Source organism: Sphaerisporangium sp. NPDC005289 (assembly GCF_040607455.1).
Lineage (GTDB): Bacteria > Actinomycetota > Actinomycetes > Streptosporangiales > Streptosporangiaceae > Sphaerisporangium > Sphaerisporangium rhizosphaerae.
The window spans coordinates 86,151-103,904 of sequence record NZ_JBEXGS010000026.1 but is presented as its reverse complement, the minus strand read 5'-3'; the positions used below and the strand labels follow the sequence as shown (position 1 = coordinate 103,904).

Genomic DNA, 17,754 nt, shown 5'->3' with positions numbered 1-17,754 from the left:
TATCTGAGCCAGTGCCTGGGGCGGCCCTCATCCGGCCGCTCCAGGCCTGACCATTCCCGCACAACACGGAGGGGAAACCTTTGCCACGCCGGACGGGGTCGGACGGGCTTCTCTTCGAGGTGCTCCGCCGCAGCGGCCGGTGGCCCGCCGTGTACGCCGTCACCGCGCTGTCCGGCGCCGTCGTGGAGCTGCTGCTCCCGGCCGCACTGGGTGGCGCGGTGGACGTCCTGGTCGCCCCCGGCGGCTCCCCCGATGCCACCGGCCCCTCATCTTCGGGGGCCCTCGCCCTGACCGGCGGCCCCCTGCTGCACTGCGTCCTGCTCGTCGCCGCGCTGGTGGCCTGCGACGCCGTGGCCGTGTTCGCGGCCGGCGCCGGCGGAGCCCAAGCCGCGCGCGGGCTGCGCCTGCGAGTCGTGCGGCACATGCTCGGCGTCGGCCCGGCCATCTCCCGGCGCTTCTCCGCGGGCGACCTGGTCACCCGGGCGGGCGGCAACGCCGAGGAGGTCGGCGCGGCCCCCGAGGCCCTCATCACCGCCGTGGCGCTGCTCGTTCCCGCGGCCGGCTCGCTGGTCGCGCTCGCGCTCATCGACCCCTGGCCCGCGGTGGCCTTCGTGGCGGGCCTCGCCCTGATCGGGCTCGTGCTTCGCGCGTTCCTCCGCGAGACCACCGCCGTCGCCGGCGGATACCAGCAGGCGCAGAGCGACATCGCCTCCCGGCTGATCGACGCGCTGTCGGGGGCCCGCACCATCGCCGCGGCCGGCACCGAGGACCTGGAGGTGCGCCGCGTGCTCCAGCCGCTGCCGCGCCTGCGCGCCAGCGGCATGGCCCTGTGGCGGGTCAACGCCCGCGCCGGGGTGCAGGCGGCCATCGTCGTGCCGCTGCTGGAGATCGCCGTCATCGGGGTGAGCGGCTTCCGGCTGGCCGCAGGCGCGATGAGCGTCGGAGACCTGTTCGCCGCGGCCCGCTACGCCGTGCTGGGCGCCGGCATCGGCTCGGCGCTCGGGTACCTGAACCGCCTCGCCCGCGCCCGTTCGGCGGCCCGGCGCGTCAGCGAGGTCCTCGACCGGCCGGCGACAGCCTACGGCGAGGCCCGCCTGCGCCCCCCGGCCGGCCCCTGCGCCGGGCTCTTCGAGGACGAGGACACCGACGCCCTGGCGGGGGACGGCGCGCCGGACGAGCGCGGCCGGCTGGAGCTGCGCGGCGTGAGCGTGCGCGTGGACGGGCGTCCCGCGCTGCGCGACATCGGCTTCACCGTGCCGGGCGGCGCCACGCTCGCCGTGGTCGGCAGGTCGGGCAGCGGCAAGTCGCTGCTCGCCGCCGTCGCCGGGCGGCTGGTGGACCCCGACGAGGGCGAGGTGCTGCTCGACGGAGTGCCGCTGCGGCGGCTGGAGCGCGCCGCCCTGCGCGGGGCCGTCGGCTACGCCTTCGAGCGGCCGGTGCTCTTCGGCGCCACGCTGGCCGAGGCGATCGCCGTGGGCCGCCCGGAGGGCCTGGCGAGGGACGCCGCCCGGGACGCCGCGGCCGACCCCTTCATCCGCAAGCTCCCCCGCTCCTACGCCACCCCGGTCGACGAGGCCCCCATGTCGGGCGGCGAGCGCCAGCGCGTCGGGCTGGCCAGGGCCTTCGCGCACGGCGGCCGGCTGCTGATCCTGGACGACGCCACCTCCAGCCTGGACACCGTCACCGAGTACCAGGTGGCGCGGGCGCTCACCGAGAAGCTGCGCGACCGCACCAGAGTGATCGTCGCGCACCGGGCCACGACGGCGGCGCGCGCCGACCTGGTCGTCTGGCTGGAGGACGGGCGGATCCGGGGACGCGGCAGCCACGAGACGTTGTGGCGCGACCCCGCCTACCGCGCCGTCTTCCAGACCCCCGACCCCGCCGCCTCCCGGGACGAGGCCACCCGCCCCGCCGCCACCCCGGCCTCCCCCGAGGACATCCCCCGGCCCGCCCCGACTCCGGCCTCCCCTGGGGGCATCCCCTCTCACGCCACGGTCGCCCGCGCTGCGGACGACGCCCCCCATCCCGCCGCGACCGCCGCCGCTTCGGGCCGTCATGGCATGCCAGGACGGCCGTCGGGCGCCGGTCCATCCTCCGCCTCGCGGGGCGCGGAGGGCGTTCCGGTGGCGGAGCGGGCATGAGCGTCCGGGAGCCGCTGTGGCGGGCGGTGCGCACGCGCCCGCGCCACCTGGCGCGGCTGCTCGGCTGGTCGTTCGCCGAGGCCGCGCCGTCGTTCGTCTCGGGCCAGGCGGTCGCGCGCGCCCTGGACGACGGGTTCGCCGCCGGGCGTCCGTTGACCGGTCTCGGCTGGCTGGCCGTGCTGGCCGCCGCCTGGCTGGCCGCGGCGTTCGGCGCGCGACAGGTGCTCCTGGCGATCGGGGGGATCGTCGAGCCGTTCCGGGACGACCTGCTGCGCCGCGTCGTCGACGGCACCCTGCACCGGGCCGCGGAGTCGGGCCTGCGACCCGACAGCGCCGCGGTGGCCCGGCTGAACCGCCAGGTGGAGCTGGCCCGCGACGCGTTCGGCGCCGTGATCGCCGTGGTCAGGTCGTTCCTGTTCTCGGTGGCCGGCGTGGCGCTCGGCGTGCTGACGCTGATGGGCGCGGTGCTGCCGCTGGTGCTGCTGCCGCTGGCCGCGGGGCTCGTGCTGTTCGCGCTCTCGCTGCCCGCGATGGCCCGGGCGCAGCGCGAGCTCATCCTGGCCGAGGAGCGGACCGCCTCGTCGCTGGCGGCCATGGTGGACGGGCTGCGGGACGTCACCGCGTGCGGGGCCGAGGACCGCGTGGCGGACCGGGTCGGGGTGGACGTCGAGCGCCAGGCCCGGGTCGCCCGCACGCTGGCCGGGCTCACGGCCGTGCGCACCGTCTCGCTCGCGGTGGGCGGGTGGCTGCCCGTCCTGCTGGTGCTGCTCGCCACGCCGTCGCTGGTGCGGCAGGGCGCGACCGCCGGGGTGATCCTGGGCACGCTGACCTACGTCGCGCAGTCGCTCACCCCCGCCCTGGGCAGCCTGGTGCAGGGGGCGGGGGTCAACGGCGTGCGCCTGGTGACGGCGCTCCAGCGCATCGCGGCGACCAGCGACCGGCCCCCGGCGGCGGCGACCCGCCGCACGGGCGGGCCGGAGGGCGTGGAGCTGCGTCTTCAGGGGGTGAGGTTCTCCTACGGCCCGGGCGCCGACCTGGTGGTCGCCGACCTGGACCTGACGGTGGCCGAGGGCGACCACCTGGCCGTCGTGGGGCCGAGCGGCATCGGCAAGTCGACGGTGGCGGCGCTGGTGGCCGGCGTCCTGCGCCCGGACGCCGGGCGGGTGCTCATCGGCGGGGTGGCGGTCGGGGAGATGGACCGCGCCGCCATGTGCCGGGCACGGGTCCTGATCCCGCAGGAGGCGTACGTGTTCCGCGGCACGCTGCGCGACAACCTGACCTACCTGGCGGACGGCCGGTCCCGGGGGGAGCGCGCGGAACCGGCGGAGCTCGCGGAACTCACGGAGCTCACGGAGCGCGCGGAGCTAGCGGAGCTCGACCGGGCGGTGGAGGCGGTCGGCATGACCGAGCTGGCCCGGAGGCTCGGCGGCTACGACGCCGAGGTGGACCCGGGCGAGCTGTCGTCGGGAGAGCGCCAGCTCATCGCGCTCACCCGCGCCTACCTGTCGCCCGCGCGGCTGGTCCTGCTCGACGAGGCGACCTGCCACCTCGACCCGGCGGCCGAGGCGCGGGCCGAGGAGGCGTTCGCCGCGCGCGGCGGGACGCTCATCGTGATCGCCCACCGGCTCACCTCGGCCCTGCGCGCGAAGCGGGTGCTGGTCATGGACGGCGCGCGGGCGCGGGCCGGGACGCACGAGGAGATGGTCGCCGCCTCGGAGCTCTACCGGGACCTGATGGGCCGGTGGTCGGCTCCGGTGGGCGCGCACGCCCGGCACTGACACGCCGATAATCAGACATTTGCCATAAATAACCATATATCTCCCTATTTACGGGTACGTGCTCACTTACGCCGGTTGTGCCTTCCTATTCGGCGACGCAGGCCAGTCCTGCTGGAACGGAGGCAACGAGGTGAGCACACAGATGAACCAGACCAAGACCCAGGCGCCCGACGTCACGACCGCGCGGCCGATGACGCATCGGGGCAACGCCGAACTCGTCAGCGAACACGGCAGGACGACCATCGCCGACACCGTGGTGGCCAAGATCGCAGGCATGGCGGCCCGCCAGGTGTCCGGCGTGTACGCCATGGGTGCGGGCATGTCCCGGGCGCTGGGCGCGGTACGCGAGGCCCTCACCGGGGGCGGCGGCACGGCCAGCACGCAGGGTGTCGCGGTCGAGGTCGGCGAGCGCCAGGCCGCGGCCGATCTGGACGTGATCGTCGAGTACGGGGTGTCCATTCCCGACCTCGCGGCCGGCGTGCGCCGCAACGTGATCGACGCCGTGGAGAACATGTGCGGCCTGGAGGTCACCGAGGTCAACATCACCGTGGACGACCTCCACCTGCCCGGCGAGGAGACCGGCGAGCCCCAGGAGGCGCGGGTCCGATGACACCGCCCACGGGCGTCCGCGAGAGGCCCGAGGTGGAGCGGCTGGCGGACCGCATCGCCCAGGCGGTGGAAGGCTGCCCGGACGTCGCCTCCCTCGCGGGAGGCCCGGTGGCGACCTACCTGGCCGGGCGGACGGTCGCCGGGATCGCCGTGCGGGACGCCGAGGTGGAGGTGGCCGTGGTCGTCCGGTACGGCCGGCCGCTCACCGAGGTCGCCGCCGAGGTGCGCTCCGCGGTCGAACCGCTGGTGCCCGGTCTGCCGGTCCACGTCCGCATAGACGACATCACCCTGCCCGGCCAGGAGGCCCTGACCGGCGAGGAATCCGCCGCCCCGCCGGCCGCGCGGGCGGATGCCGCCCCGGAGGAGACCGGCCGCCCCGTCAAGGGCGAGGCGCACCGGCCCGCCGGCAAGGCGGACGGCCCCGCGGGAGACGAGGGGGGCCGTTCCGCCCAGGGCGAGGCGGGCCATGCCGCAGGGGCGGGTGGCGGCCGGCGGCGGGCGCCGCCGCGCAGCGATCGCTCAGAGACAGGAGAAGGTGAGCGAGATGGATGACAACCGTCTGTGGCCCGCGGTCGGCCTGCTGTTCGGGGCCGCGCTCGGGTTCGCCGTGGTGGTCGGCGGCCTCACGGCGTTCCTCGTCGTACTCGTGCTCGGCGTGCTGGGGTTCCTGGTGGGCCGGGCGCTGACCGGCGAGCTGGACATGAGCGGCCTGCTGGGCGGCCGGAGACGCACATGAACACCGGGCCGGGCCGGCCGTCGCCGGCTCAGGACCCGACGGCGCCGGGCGGCGCCGGGACGGCCGCGCCTCCCGCCGAGGGGCGCGGCGCCGCAGGCCCGGGCACCGGACCCGCGTCCGCGGGCGCCGTCGCGTCCCCGGAGGGCCGCGGGCACACCGGCATCACCGACCGCGTGCTCGAACGCGTCGCCGCATGCGCGGTGCGCGAGGTGGAGCAGGTCGGCGGGGCGGCGCCCCGGATGCTCGGCGTGCCGCTCGGGCGGGACGCCGGGCGGGCGGACCCCCGGGTCAGCGGGCATGTGGAGGGCCGGATGGCCATCGTGCGGGTCACCCTGTCGGTGGCCTACCCCGCGCCGATCCGCCAGGTCGTGCACCGCGTGCGCGAGCACGTCGTCAGCCGGGTCAGGGAGCTGACCGGCCTGGAGGCACGGCAGGTGGACATCGACGTCACCCGCCTGATCCACCCGGACGAACCGGGGAGGCGGGTGCGATGACCACCACACCGGGCCCGGGCGACCCCGCCTCCCGGCCCTCCGGAGAGGGGCCGGTCCACGAGCCCGCCACCGGCGGACCGCCCCACGAGGCGGCCGCCGAAGGCATGCCACGGGAGACCCACGAGGCCACCACGGAAGGCATGCCGCCGCAGGACCAGGCCGAAAACGCCCTGCCGCACGAGCACGCGGGCCCGCCGGCGATGACCGGTGTGGTCGGGCGCGACCGTGAGCCGGTGCCCGCCGACCGGGCCCGGCGCAGGGCGGCGGCGCGGGCGTTCCGGTCGCACCGGACGCTTCCCGCGACCCTGGTCGCGCTCCTGCTGGCGGCGGCCGGCATCGTCACCATGGTCGGCGCGGTGACGGCGGCGGCCCGCACCCGCGCGGGGCTGCCCGCGCTGACCTGGCTGGCTCCGCTCGGCCGGGCGCGCTGGGACGACCCGATGGCGCTCACGACCGCGGCCGTGGCCGGCCTGCTCGGCATCGTGCTGCTGATCGCCGCGTTCAAGCCCGGACGGCCCCGGCTGGTCGCCCTGGCGTCGGAGGACCCGCAGACGGTCACCGGCATCACCCGGTCCGGCCTGCGCCGCCACCTTGCCGCCGTCGCGACGGCGGTGGACGGCGTCTCCCGCGCCCGGGTACGCCTGCGGCGGCGCGCCGCGGAGGTGACGGTCGCGACGCCGCTGCGCGACCCCGGCGAGCTGCCGGGCGAGGTCGGCCAGGCCGTCGAGGACCGCCTGGCCGAGCTGCGGCCACTGCGGCCGATGCGCGTACGGGTCGCCGTACGCCGGAAGGGGGGATGAGCGGTGAGCCACCTTCACAGCCGCCACGCCGGCGTCAACCGCACCGGGCTGGCGATCGTCGGACTGATCCTGCTTCTGGCGGGCGCCGCGGCGCTGGCCAAGGGTCTCGGGCTGCTCGGCGCGCGCGGCCAGCCGGTGATCTCCGGCCAGGTCGCCGCGTTCGCGTCCCGCACCGGCTGGTTCTGGCCCGCGGTGGCCGTCGCCGGGCTGGTGGTGGAGCTGCTGGCCCTGCGCTGGCTGCTCATGCAGGCGCGCAGGAACGCCATCCGCCACCTGGATCTGGAGGAGGACCCCGGGCACGGCGCCACCCACCTGTCGGCCAGGGCCGCCGCCGAGGCGGTCGAGGACGATCTCGTCCTGGCCATGCGCGAGGTCCCGGCCATCTCGGACCGACCGGGCGCGACCGGTACCGAGCCCGGGCACGGCCCGGCGGGCACGCAGGGCACCGGACGCGGGCACGGCGCCGGACGCGGGCGCCGCGCGCCCGCCGAACGGGTGCGGGCCCGCCTCGGGGGCGCGCCCAGCGCGCCCAGCCTGGCGCTGGCCGTCGTCCTGCCCGACGAGTCCGACCCGGCCGCGGCCCGCCAGGGCATCCAGAACGCCGTGGCCCGGCTGCGGCGCTCGCTGGAGACCGACCGCCTGCCCGCCACGGTCCGGATGCACACCGTCCGCACCCACCACTGACGCCGCTCCCGGCGATCGCGCCGGCCCGCCCGCCCGGCGGCCGGCGCGATCAGCGGTCCGGCGGCGGCTCCCACCCGGCCACGACCCATCACATCAGCAAGATCTACGCAGGAGGCGTCATGAGCGCGCACACGCGTCAGATGACCCGGACACCGCTGCAGACCGCCGCGCTCGTCATGGGGATCATCTTCCTCGCGGTCGGCATCCTCGGTTTCATTCCCGGCATCACCACCGACTACGGCGCCATGAGGTTCGCCGGGCACAACTCGGGGGCCTACCTGCTGGGGCTGTTCCAGACATCCGTCCTGCACAACATCGTGCACCTGGTCTACGGCGTCGTGGGGCTGGCGCTGGCCCGCGGTTGGACCGGGGCGCGCAACTTCCTGGTCTGGGGCGGCGTCATCTACCTGCTGCTGTGGATCTACGGACTGCTGGTCGGCCACGGGAGCACGGCCAACTTCGTGCCGTTCAACACCGCGGACAACTGGCTGCACTTCCTGCTCGGCATCGTCATGATCGGCCTGGGTGTGGCGCTGTCGCGCGGCGGCGGCCCCCGCAGAGGCCCCTTCTCCGTCTGACCGGCTCGGCGCCACCTCGCGGGAAGGCTCCGCGAGGTGGCGCCGTCACGCCGGCGTCACGCCGCCATGACGTCCCGTGCCTCAAGGTGAAGCCACGTCGACTCATCCGCGGAGGGGTCGAAGCAGCGGCCACGAAAGGGGACGGCGACATGAACAGAACCATCCGGAAGGCGTTCGTCGGCGCACTGGGCACCTGTTGCCTGACCGCGACGCTCCAGACGGCAGCGAGCGCGGCCGGCGCCCCGACCACGAACCGGACGGCGCAGTCGGTCAGCTCCCTGAACGACCTGCGCACCGACAACGGGGACCGGGGCAGAAGCAGCCGCAGGGACCGCGACCGCGACCGCGGCAGCGAGAAGAGGACCAGAGAGCGCGAGCGCGACCGCGACAGGAGCACCCGGGACCGCGACAGAGATCGCGACCGAGGCAGCGAGAGAAGGATGCGAGAGCGCGACCGGGACCGCGACCGCGACAGGGACCGCGGCAGCGAGAAGAGAAGCAGAGAGCGGGAGCGGGAGCGCGACCGCGGCAGCCGGGACCGCGACAGGGACCGCGGCAGCGAGAGGAGAACCAGAGAGCGCGACCGCGACCGGGACCGGAGCAGCAGCAGAGACAGGGACCGGTACTAGCCGCCGGGGACAGGCCGTCGCGTCACCGGAGTGGCCAGGGATGGAACGTGCTCGCGTCCCGTTCCCGGCCACTCCGCCACGCCGGCGGAGCACGGGGTTGACCTGGAGCGCGCTCCAGCGTCCAGACTCCTGCACGACGCGCCGGCGCACGGCCGGCCCGCCGAGAGGAGAGCCCGTGAAGTACCGCGCGATCGGCACCGACCCGCGCACGCGCCGCGAGGTCAGCGTGATCAGCCTCGGCGCGATGCTGTTCGGCACGGTCACCGACGAGGCGACGTCCTTCGCCATCCTCGACCGGTATCTGGAGGCCGGCGGCACCTTCATCGACACCTCCGACAACTACGCGTTCTGGGTGAACGGCACCCAGGGCGGCGAGAGCGAGGAACTGCTCGGCCGCTGGCGCCGCGACCGGGGCGTGGGAGACGAGATCGTCATCGCCACCAAGCTCGGCGCGCGGCCCCTGGCCCCCGGCACCACCTTCGGCCCGGACGTCGAAGGGCTGTCCGCCAAGGTGATCAGGGAGTCCGCGGAGCGCAGCAGGGAACGGCTCGGGGTGGACCGCCTGGACCTGCTGTACGCGCACATCGAGGACCCGCGGGTCTCCCTGCGGGAGACCGTCGAGGGGTTCGCCGAACTGGTCGCCGAGGGCGCCGTCGGCCTGCTCGGGGTGAGCAACCACTGGGCCTGGCGGGTGGAGCGCGCCCGGGCCCTTGCCGCGGCGTCCGGCCTGCCCGGCTACGAGGTGCTGCAGTACCACCACAGCTACCTGCGGCACCGCACCGACCTGCCCAGCCTGCGCTCCCCGGACGGAAACCAGGGCGTGACCGGTCCCGACCTGCTCAGTTATCTGCGGGCCGAGCCGGATCTGGCCATGGTCGCCTACTCCCCTCTGCTGAAGGGCGCCTACGTCCGTGACGACCGGCCCCTCGGCTCCGGCCACGACCACGCGGGCACGCCGGCCCGCCTGACCGCCCTGCGCGAGGTGGCGAAGCAGACCGGCGCCACCCCGAACCAGGTCGTGCTCGCCTGGCTGATCGGCGGCGAGATCCCGATGATCCCCCTGGTGGGCGCCTCTTCGGTGGCCCAGCTTGACGAGACCCTCGCCGCCGCGGACCTCGAACTGACCCCGGAACAGCGCTCCAGGCTCGACACCGCCGGCCACTGACCACGCGCCGGCCACCCACCCACGCGCCGGCCACCGACCACGCGGGCCGGTCCGAGCGGCCCGCGTCCCGGCGCCCGGCGGGGTGACCGCGTCCGGTCACCCTTCCAGGAGACCGTGCCGCCTCAGGCTCTCGACGGTGTCGACGAGGGTGGTCTCCAGGTCCCGCGGCCGCCAGCCGAGCAGATCGCGGGCCTTGTCGTTGTGCATGACAGGCACGTGGCCGAGCCGGCCGGCCGCCTCCTCCAGCGCCGGATCGATCCGCGCCCCCTCCCGCACCTGGTCGTCGGGGATCTCCGTGACGGCCATCCGCGCGGCGAGCGAGGGGAACCGGCGGGCGATGATCCGCGCGATCTGCGGGAAGGTGACCGCCGGGCCGTCACCGACGGCGAGGAAGCGCTGCCCGGCGGCGGCGGAACCGGTCATGGCCAGGACGTGGGCGTCGGCCGCGTCACGGACGTCGACGACGCCGAAGTACAGGCGCGGGACGGCTCGCATGTGCCCGTCCAGCATGGCCTTGACGAGCTTGGTGGAGGTGGACAGGCGCGGGCTGAGCGTGGGGCCGAAGATGCCGGTCGGGTTGATCACGGTCAGCTCCAGGCCGCCGCCCTCGGTGCGCGCGAAGTCCCAGGCGGCCCGCTCCGCGAGCGTCTTGGACCGGTGGTAGGCCGGGATGCCGGCGGCCGGATCGGTCCAGTCGTCCTCGGTGTAGTCGGCGCCGGGCTTGGGGCTGTACCCGACCGCGGCGAAGGAGGAGGTCATCACGACCCGCTTCACGCCGGCGTCGCGCGCGGCGCGCAGCACGCGCAGGGCGCCGTCACGGGCCGGGACGATCAGCTCGTCCTCGTGCCGCGGGGCCTCCAGGGGGAACGGCGAGGCGACGTGGACGACGTGGTCGCGGCCGGCGACCGCCTCGGCCCAGCCGTCGTCGCAGGCCAGGTCCGCGGCGACGACCTCCAGACGGCCGCCGGGGTCGGCGCCGGCGTTCCGCACGGCTTCCAGGACCTCGGCGGCCCGGCCGGGGCCGCGGACGGTGGCCCGCACGTGGTGGCCGTCTTGGAGCAGACGGACGACGACGTGCGCGCCGAGGTACCCGGAACCGCCGGTGACCAGGACGGCGCCGCCGGAGGGGGCGGTGTTCATTGTGGTGCTCCTCGGTGCTCAGAATTCTCCTATGGCCCGCACGATCTCGGCGATCGCCCGGGACTCCGCTTCGGCGTCACCACGGCTCCGCGCGTCCCACAACTCGGCTTTGTGCCGCAGGTACCTCAGGCGCACCCGCATGCGCTCGATCTCGTCCGCGACGCGCTCGGCGTGCCGCAGGAAAAGATCACGCATCTCGGTGGCCGCCTCGTCCTCGCGGGCGAGATGGGCGAGGTAGGCGCGCATGTCCTCGACGCCGACGCCCGTCGAGCGCAGGCAGGACAGGGCCTCGATCGTCTCGAGGCTGCCGGCGTCGTAGCGCCGGTGGCCGCTGCTCGGGTCGCGGGGAACCGGGCCGATCAGGCCGATCTTCTCGTAGTACCGCAGCGTGGGCTCGCTCAGCCCGCTGCGGCGGGAGACGTCCTGGATCGTGAACCACGAACGGTTCCCGGAGCGCGCGGTGACTGCCATGGAAGAAGCCTCGGATACCTCAAGCGCTTGAAGTCAAGCGGACGCCGGCGCGGGTGGGGGCGGGAACGGCGCGCGGCTCACCCGTGCCCTCTGCCGGCGTGACGACGATTACGCGTGGGCCCCTACCCGGGGCTCCTCCAGGGCCAAACCCGCCTGTGCGCGTCGTCGGCCCCGGAGGTCTCGCCCATCCTGTCGTGGATGACCGGCCGTGGCCGGTGGGCGCCGGACCCTGGTTGAGCCGCCGTGAGGGGGTAGAGGGCGGACATGGACCGACGACTGAACATCAGGCTGATCGTCGCCGTGTGCGCGTTCATAGCCTTCCTGGCCCTCAGTCTCTACGCGGGGATCGCCCAGCTCTGGTGGCTGTTCCTCTGCGGCATCCTGCTCACCATGGTCTCGGTGTCGTACGCCCTGGTGGAGGGCGAGTGGTGGAAGAGCACGCGCGGAGACGACTCCGTCCGCCCCGGCCGTTCCTGAGCGGCGGGTGAGCCCGCCTTTCGCGGCGGCCCGGCGGGGACGGCTGGCATGGCGGCGCGCGGATCGGGCATGCTGGAAGCCGCGCGACTGGCGGCAAGGGGATGGCAACGACCATCGGGGAGCCTGCTCGTGGGAGTCGACCGCCTGGGCGCCCACGGCGAGGAGCGACCATGTCCCCGTCCGCCCATGACCACGCCACCCCTGGCCACCGCCCCCCGCCCTCCGGTTCATCCGTTCCCTCTTCTTCCGCGTCCGCTGCTTCCGCTTCTTCCGCGTCGGCGTCCTCCGTGCCCGCCGGCTCCGCCGGAGTTTCCGCGTCGCCGGAGGGGTCAGCGCGCATCCTCGCGGGCGGACCGGTGGCGGAGGCGATCCTCGCCGACGTCGCCGGGCGGGTGTCCGCGCTGAGAGACCGGGGCGTGACCCCGGCGCTGGCCACGATCCTGGTCGGCGACGACGACGCCAGCGCCGGGTACATCCGCATCAAGCAGCGGCAGGCCGCCGAACTCGGCTTCACCTCGCCGCACGAGCACCTGCCGGCCACCGCGACCCAGGCCGACCTGCACGCCGCCATCGCCGCCTTCAGCGCCGACCCGGCCGTCCACGGGCTCCTGGTGCAGCACCCCGTGCCGGGGCACCTCGACTACGACCGCGCCCTGCAGTCGATGGACCCCGACAAGGACGTCGACGGCATGCACCCGCTCAACATGGGGCGTCTGGCGCTCGGCATTCCGGGGCCGCTTCCCTGCACTCCCGCCGGCATCGAGGCGCTGCTGGCCCACTACGACGTCCCGGTCGCCGGCAAGGAGGTCGTCATCCTCGGCCGCGGCGCCACCCTCGGCCGGCCCCTCGCCATGCTGCTCGCCCAGAAGCGCCCGACCGCGAACGCCGCCGTCACCGTCGTGCACACCGGGGTGCCCGACTGGCCGCGCTACACCCTGCGCGCCGACATCCTGATCGCGGCGGCAGGCGTGCCGGGCATCATCACCCCCGAGCACGTCAGGCCGGGTTCGGTGGTGATCGGCGGCGGCGTCCGGTACGCCGGGCGCCGACTGCTGCCCGACGTGGACGAATCCTGCGAGCGCGTCGCGGGCGCGATCACGCCCCGGGTGGGCGGCGTGGGCCCCACCACCGTCGCGATGCTCTTCCGCAACGCCGTCACCGCCGCCGAGCGCGCCTCGGACGGATCGGCGCGTTAGCGGACGGGTCACTCCGGACGGCCCTCCGCGGCAGCGGAGGGCCGGGTCGCCGCCTCACGCCGAGATCGGAGAGGGCAGCGGGGAAGCTCCGCGGAGCCGGCACGAGCGGGCGGTGCGCCTTCGGCAGGAGCCACCACCGGCTCCGCGGGTCAACCGACCCTCTGGCCGTCCCCTGTCGCGCTCGCTTGTGGCCGAGAAGCTGGGCGGCAGCCCGAAGATCAGGATGACGACCCCGACCATCTGCACGATGGCCGCGACCCTGAACAGCGCGTCGTCGTTGCCGTACGCGGAGGCGAACCACGTGAAGTTCATCCAGGCCCAGCTCACCGAGAAGATCGCGAACAGGTAGGCGCCGATCGACGGACCGATGTGGCCGTCGGCCACGTGGTGGGCGAGCTGCTCGGCCGCCGCGGCGAACGCGATGACGTACGTCAGGTCGTACAACGGTTCCAACGGAGTCGAGGCACGCCCGCGCTCCCGTGGATCTCGACCGGACATCGGACGCAACCGATGACGGAGATCCCCCTTCAGTCGCGCCTTGATACTCGTGTCCTCGGACATCTCACTTCTTTCATCGGCTTTCATCGGCTGACCAGCGCGCGGTGACGGCGGGCCGGGTCAGCGTGACAGGCGGTCGAGCCATTCGGCGAGCAGGGTCCGCTCGCCGGGAGTGAGCCGGGGGTCGTCCGGGGCGAGGGCCGCCTGCAGCGCCACGGCCCGGCTTGCGACTCCGGCCCCGCCGCCGTCGCCCGGCGGGTCGGTGGTGATCGCGCCCAGGACGGCCTCCCTGGTGAGGGTGGACAGCTCGGGGTCGCGCGCGCCGGGGTCGGTGGCGATCAGGGCGAGCGTTACGCCGACGCTGGCCGCGTGGACCATCCGCGCCGCCCGGTCCACCGGGAGCCGCAGCCGCCCGGCGGCGGCGATGCGCCCGATCAGCCCGGCGAGGATCCTCTCGGACTCGCGCGCGGCCGGGGAGCCGGCCCCCGGCCGCGCGTCGCCGTACATCAGCACGTAGAAGGCGGGCCGGGAGAGCCCGAAGTCCACATGCAGGTCCCAGCCACGGCGCAGGTCGGCGACGGGGTCGCCGGAGCGTCCCTGGGCCCGCTTGGCCGACAGGTACTCCTCGAAGCCGTAGGAGGCGACGGCCGCCAGCAGTCCGTCCTTGTCGCCGAACAGGCGGTACAGCGTGGGCGCCTGGACGCCGGCGGCGGCGCCGACCGCGCGGGTGGAGACCGCCTCCCTGCCCCCTTGGGTCAGCAGGTCGGCGGCGGCGCGCAGGATGCGCTCTCGGGTGCTCGGCGTCTCGACGGACATAGAACAAAGTTAACAGACCACCGGTAGCGCCGCTAAGTTAGCAGTGATACCTTTGCTCCGTTAGCAACGGAAAGAAGCGGACGATTGGACACCGCAATGCGTACGCGCACTCTCGGCACCACCGGACCGGCCGTCTCCGAGCTGGGCCTCGGACTGATGGGCATGTCCGACCTGTACGGGCCGGCCGACGAGGCCGAGTCGATCGCCACCATCCACGCCGCGCTCGACGCCGGCATCACCCTGATGGACACCGGCGACTTCTACGGCATGGGGCACAACGAGATGCTGCTCCGCGACGCGCTCAAGGGGCGGGCCCGCGAGCAGGTCGTCATCAGCGTCAAGTTCGGCGCCCTGCGCGACCCCGACGGCGGCTGGAGCGGCAACGACGCCCGCCCGCAGGCCGTGAAGAACTTCCTGGCCTACACCCTGCGCCGCCTCGGCACCGACCACGTCGACGTCTACCGTCCCGCCCGGCTGGACCCGGACGTCCCCGTCGAGGAGACGGTCGGAGCCATCGCCGAGATGGTGAAGGCGGGTCATGTGCGGCACATCGGCCTGTCGGAGGTGGGCGCCGAGACCCTGCGGCGCGCCCATGCCGTACACCCGATCTCCGACCTGCAGATCGAGTACTCCCTGCTGTCGCGGGGCATCGAACGGGACATCCTGCCGGCCGCGCGCGAGCTCGGCATCGGCGTCACCGCCTACGGCGTGCTGTCCAGGGGGCTGCTGAGCGGGCACTGGAGCCCCGGCCGGGCGCTCGGCGCGGGCGACTTCCGCGGCATGAGCCCGCGCTTCCAGCAGGAGAACCTCCAGCGCAACCTCGACCTGGTGGAGGCGCTGCGCCGCGTCGCCGAGGCCAAGGGGGCCAGCGTCGCGCAGCTCGCCCTGGCCTGGGTCGCCGCCCAGGGCGAGGACATCATCCCGCTCGTCGGCGCCCGCCGCCGCGACCGGCTGGCGGAGTCGCTGGCCGCCGCCGACCTGGCGCTGACCCCGCAGGATCTCGCGGACATCGAGCGGGCCGTCCCCGCCGGAGCCGCCGCCGGCGACCGGTACGCCACGGCCCAGATGAGCCACCTCGACAGCGAGGCCCCGGGCAACGGGTCCTGATCGTCCTCTCGGAGACGACCGCCCCGGGCTTCCGCCTGAGAGCCGCCACGCCGCGGCAACACCATCGGCCGCGTCCCGCCACGCTCCGGCTCCGCCACCTTCGAACCGTCAGAAGCGCCCCGTTTCACGGGCCTCGGCGTACTTCAGAGGTTGGCGAAGCCAGGGGTGCGGGCCTTGATGCGTTCGAGTTCGCGCGCGTCGGAGACGCCCTGGAAGTCGGAGCGGGGGGTGTAGGGGGATTCCAGACGGCGGGCCTCCTCGTCGGTGAGGTCGAGGTCGAGGGAGGCGACGGCGTCGTCGATCTGCCCGATGGTACGGGCGCCGACGACGGGGGCCGCGACGACGGGGTTGCGGCGCAGCCAGGCGAGGGCGACCTGGGCACGGGTGACGCCGCGGGCGTCGGCGATGACGCCGACCTCGTCGAGGATCCGCCGGTCGCTGTCGGCGTTTGCCTCGGTGTAGAGCATGTCGGCGTAGGAGCCGTCGGTGGCGGCGCGGTCGGTGGTGTGCGCCTGGTCGGCGGGGCGCGCGAGCCGACCGCGGGCCAGGGGGCTCCACACCATGGTGGCCACCCCCTCGTCGGCGCACAGCGGGAGCATTTCCCGTTCCTCCTCCCGGGCGAGGAGGTTGTAGTGGTTCTGCATGGTGACGAACCGGGCCCAGCCGTGGCGCTCCTGGAGGTGGAGGGCCTTGGCGAACTGCCAGGCGTGCATGGAGGAGGCGCCGAGGTAGCGCGCCTTGCCGGCCTTCACGACGTCGTGCAGGGCCTCCAGGGTCTCTTCCAGGGGTGTTTCGCCGTCGAGGCGGTGGATCATGTAGACGTCGACGTGATCGGTGCCCAGGCGGCGCAGGCTGTTCTCGATCTCGGTCATGATCGCCTTGCGGGACAGGCCGCCGCCGTTAGGGCGGCCGGGGCGCATGACGTGGCGGACCTTGGTGGTGATGACGACGTCGTCGCGGTCGGCGTAGTCCTTCAGGGCGCGGCCGAGGATCTCCTCGCTCGAGCCGTAGGAGTACATGTTGGCGGTGTCGAAGAAGTTGACGCCCGCCTCCAGCGCGTGCCGGATCAGAGGGCGGGCGGCCTCCTCGTCGAGCGACCAGACGGGGTGACCGCGGCCGGGCTCGCCGTAGGTCATGGCGCCGATGGCGACCGGGGAGACGTCCAGGCCGGTGCGGCCGAGCTTGATGTAACGCACGGGGGAGCTCCTACAATAGGGAACGAGAGCAAACGGAGAACTCTCCGCCTGACTCCGGCGACGTTAACGGAGAACTCTCCGTATTGCAATCCGCCGGCCCCCGCACGCCAGGAGAACCCATGCCCGACGCCGCGCCACAGCGCTCCGACGCGTTGAAGAACCGGGAGGTGATCCTCCAGGTCGCCCACGACGCGCTCACCGAGTCCCCCGACGCCTCGCTCAACTCGATCGCCAAGCGGGCGGGCATCGGCCCGGGCACGCTCTACCGGCACTTCCCGACCCGTGAGGCGCTGATCCTCGCGGTCTACCAGCACGACGTGGACCGCCTCATCCGGTCCGTGCCGGAGATCCTGGCGACCCGCGCGCCGCTGGACGCGTTGCGGCACTGGTTCACCACCCTGACCACCTACGTCCGCGTCAAGCACGGCCTCGGCGACGCGCTGCACAGCGATGCCGCGCAGAAGGCCATCGGCGAGACGCACGCCCCCGTCGCCGCCGCCATCGGGCGCCTGCTCGACGCGTGCGAACGCGCCGGCGAGGTCCGCCCGGGCCTCGATCCCGACGACGTTCTCCTGCTCCTGAGCTGCCTGTGGCGCACCCCCGACACCCCGGATGGGGCCGCCCGGGCCGGCCGCCTCCTCGAACTGGCGATCGACGGCTTCCGGCCCTGAGCGTTCGCGGTGCCGGTGGAGATCATCGGGCGCACACCCCGGCTCGTCAGTGGAAGAGCTTGAGACCGACGACCCCGGCGAGCACGAGCAGCAAGGACAGCACCCGCATCCCGTTCGCCGGCTCACCGAGGAAGAGCATCCCGAAGATCGCCGTGCCCGCGGCGCCGATGCCCACCCAGATCGCGTAGCCGGTGCCGACAGGAACGGTGCGCAGCGCGTAGCCCAAGCCGATCATGCTGAGCACCAGGGCGACGGCGAAGACCGACGAGGGGAGCGGACGGGTGAAGCCGGCGGACCTGCCGAGCGCCACGGCCCACACCGCTTCCAGAACACCCGAGACGACCAGCACCAACCACGACATGATGACCGAGCCCTTCGACACGGTCGTCTTCGCAGGCCGGGTACGACACGCCCTCGTCCGGGACGCCGCTGGTGCGGCATCGGCCTCCCACGCTACCCAGCACCACCGGCCAGGCCAAACGCGGCGCGGACACCGGTCACCACCACCGGACGAGTCCCGACCCGCATCGATCCGAGGCCGGCATCCCCCCGCGCCGCACGCCTCGAC

21 protein-coding genes and 1 riboswitch are annotated in these 17,754 nt (G+C 74.3%); of the genes, 15 read left to right on the top strand and 6 right to left on the bottom strand.

Annotated features, from left to right (window positions below; translation table 11 throughout):
- Positions 1-80 precede the first annotated feature (80 nt).
- From ABZT47_RS33525 to ABZT47_RS33475, 11 genes are all read left to right on the top strand, one after another.
- The gene (locus ABZT47_RS33525; protein ID WP_354851309.1) at positions 81-2,141 is read left to right on the top strand and encodes an ABC transporter ATP-binding protein; all 2,061 of its coding nucleotides are present in this window, start codon (positions 81-83) and stop codon (positions 2,139-2,141) included.
- Positions 2,138-3,919 (top strand): ABC transporter ATP-binding protein, encoded by a 1,782-nt coding sequence (locus ABZT47_RS33520; protein WP_354851306.1) that lies wholly within the window; start codon positions 2,138-2,140, stop codon positions 3,917-3,919. Before ABZT47_RS33525 ends, ABZT47_RS33520 begins: the two co-directional genes overlap by 4 nt.
- Positions 3,920-4,061: 142 nt before the next feature.
- The gene (locus tag ABZT47_RS33515) at positions 4,062-4,529 is read left to right on the top strand and encodes an Asp23/Gls24 family envelope stress response protein (protein WP_354851391.1); all 468 of its coding nucleotides are present in this window, start codon (positions 4,062-4,064) and stop codon (positions 4,527-4,529) included.
- The gene (locus tag ABZT47_RS33510) at positions 4,526-5,080 is read left to right on the top strand and encodes a hypothetical protein (RefSeq protein WP_354851304.1); all 555 of its coding nucleotides are present in this window, start codon (positions 4,526-4,528) and stop codon (positions 5,078-5,080) included. The genes ABZT47_RS33515 and ABZT47_RS33510 overlap by 4 nt, the downstream gene beginning before the upstream one ends.
- Positions 5,073-5,264: a hypothetical protein gene (locus ABZT47_RS33505; RefSeq protein ID WP_354851397.1), complete on the top strand. Its 192-nt coding sequence runs from the start codon at positions 5,073-5,075 to the stop codon at positions 5,262-5,264. Before ABZT47_RS33510 ends, ABZT47_RS33505 begins: the two co-directional genes overlap by 8 nt.
- The gene (locus tag ABZT47_RS33500) at positions 5,261-5,758 is read left to right on the top strand and encodes an Asp23/Gls24 family envelope stress response protein (protein ID WP_354851301.1); all 498 of its coding nucleotides are present in this window, start codon (positions 5,261-5,263) and stop codon (positions 5,756-5,758) included. Before ABZT47_RS33505 ends, ABZT47_RS33500 begins: the two co-directional genes overlap by 4 nt.
- Positions 5,755-6,558, top strand: a complete 804-nt coding sequence (locus ABZT47_RS33495; RefSeq protein WP_354851298.1) for a DUF6286 domain-containing protein — start codon at positions 5,755-5,757, stop codon at positions 6,556-6,558. Before ABZT47_RS33500 ends, ABZT47_RS33495 begins: the two co-directional genes overlap by 4 nt.
- 3 nt (positions 6,559-6,561) lie before the next feature.
- Positions 6,562-7,242 (top strand): hypothetical protein, encoded by a 681-nt coding sequence (locus ABZT47_RS33490; RefSeq protein ID WP_354851296.1) that lies wholly within the window; start codon positions 6,562-6,564, stop codon positions 7,240-7,242.
- Between the two features lie 119 nt (positions 7,243-7,361).
- Positions 7,362-7,820, top strand: coding sequence for a DUF4383 domain-containing protein (locus tag ABZT47_RS33485; RefSeq protein ID WP_354851293.1), 459 nt, complete (start codon positions 7,362-7,364; stop codon positions 7,818-7,820).
- 149 nt (positions 7,821-7,969) lie between these two features.
- A complete protein-coding gene (locus ABZT47_RS33480; protein ID WP_354851291.1) occupies positions 7,970-8,449 on the top strand; it encodes a hypothetical protein in 480 nt (159 codons plus the stop codon).
- Between the two features lie 175 nt (positions 8,450-8,624).
- Positions 8,625-9,614 (top strand): aldo/keto reductase, encoded by a 990-nt coding sequence (locus tag ABZT47_RS33475; RefSeq protein WP_354851288.1) that lies wholly within the window; start codon positions 8,625-8,627, stop codon positions 9,612-9,614.
- A 96-nt stretch (positions 9,615-9,710) separates the two neighbouring features.
- Here ABZT47_RS33475 and ABZT47_RS33470 read toward each other — a convergent pair whose 3' ends face one another.
- Together ABZT47_RS33470 and ABZT47_RS33465 are read right to left on the bottom strand one after the other, a co-directional pair.
- Positions 9,711-10,754, bottom strand: a complete 1,044-nt coding sequence (locus ABZT47_RS33470; RefSeq protein ID WP_354851285.1) for an aldehyde reductase — start codon at positions 10,752-10,754, stop codon at positions 9,711-9,713.
- 18 nt (positions 10,755-10,772) lie between these two features.
- Entirely contained in the window at positions 10,773-11,225 is a 453-nt protein-coding gene (locus ABZT47_RS33465; RefSeq protein WP_354851282.1) for a MerR family transcriptional regulator, read from the bottom strand.
- A gap of 264 nt (positions 11,226-11,489) precedes the next feature.
- On the opposite strand from ABZT47_RS33465, the gene ABZT47_RS33460 reads away from it, so the two are divergent.
- Both ABZT47_RS33460 and ABZT47_RS33455 read left to right on the top strand, forming a co-directional pair.
- Positions 11,490-11,702, top strand: a complete 213-nt coding sequence (locus tag ABZT47_RS33460) for a hypothetical protein (protein WP_354851280.1) — start codon at positions 11,490-11,492, stop codon at positions 11,700-11,702.
- A 356-nt stretch (positions 11,703-12,058) separates the two neighbouring features.
- The gene (locus ABZT47_RS33455) at positions 12,059-12,898 is read left to right on the top strand and encodes a tetrahydrofolate dehydrogenase/cyclohydrolase catalytic domain-containing protein (protein ID WP_354851277.1); all 840 of its coding nucleotides are present in this window, start codon (positions 12,059-12,061) and stop codon (positions 12,896-12,898) included.
- Between the two features lie 54 nt (positions 12,899-12,952).
- On the opposite strand, the gene ABZT47_RS33450 is transcribed toward ABZT47_RS33455, so the two are convergent.
- Together ABZT47_RS33450 and ABZT47_RS33445 are read right to left on the bottom strand one after the other, a co-directional pair.
- Positions 12,953-13,396 (bottom strand): low temperature requirement protein A, encoded by a 444-nt coding sequence (locus tag ABZT47_RS33450; protein WP_354851274.1) that lies wholly within the window; start codon positions 13,394-13,396, stop codon positions 12,953-12,955.
- 120 nt (positions 13,397-13,516) lie between these two features.
- Positions 13,517-14,212: a TetR/AcrR family transcriptional regulator gene (locus ABZT47_RS33445; protein WP_354851271.1), complete on the bottom strand. Its 696-nt coding sequence runs from the start codon at positions 14,210-14,212 to the stop codon at positions 13,517-13,519.
- Positions 14,213-14,308: 96 nt separating this feature from the next.
- On the opposite strand from ABZT47_RS33445, the gene ABZT47_RS33440 reads away from it, so the two are divergent.
- A complete protein-coding gene (locus tag ABZT47_RS33440; protein WP_354851268.1) occupies positions 14,309-15,319 on the top strand; it encodes an aldo/keto reductase in 1,011 nt (336 codons plus the stop codon).
- A gap of 143 nt (positions 15,320-15,462) precedes the next feature.
- Here the strand turns inward: ABZT47_RS33440 and ABZT47_RS33435 are convergent, their stop codons facing one another.
- Complete coding sequence (locus ABZT47_RS33435; protein WP_354851266.1) at positions 15,463-16,515, bottom strand: aldo/keto reductase; 1,053 nt, start codon at positions 16,513-16,515, stop codon at positions 15,463-15,465.
- A gap of 119 nt (positions 16,516-16,634) precedes the next feature.
- On the opposite strand from ABZT47_RS33435, the gene ABZT47_RS33430 reads away from it, so the two are divergent.
- On the top strand, positions 16,635-17,186 hold the full coding sequence (locus ABZT47_RS33430) for a TetR/AcrR family transcriptional regulator (RefSeq protein WP_354851263.1): 552 nt from the start codon (positions 16,635-16,637) through the stop codon (positions 17,184-17,186).
- A 46-nt stretch (positions 17,187-17,232) separates the two neighbouring features.
- On the opposite strand, the gene ABZT47_RS33425 is transcribed toward ABZT47_RS33430, so the two are convergent.
- A complete protein-coding gene (locus ABZT47_RS33425) occupies positions 17,233-17,547 on the bottom strand; it encodes an SMR family transporter (protein ID WP_354851260.1) in 315 nt (104 codons plus the stop codon).
- 17 nt (positions 17,548-17,564) lie between these two features.
- A riboswitch (guanidine-III (ykkC-III) riboswitch) is annotated at positions 17,565-17,630 on the bottom strand.
- Positions 17,631-17,754: the final 124 nt, after the last annotated feature.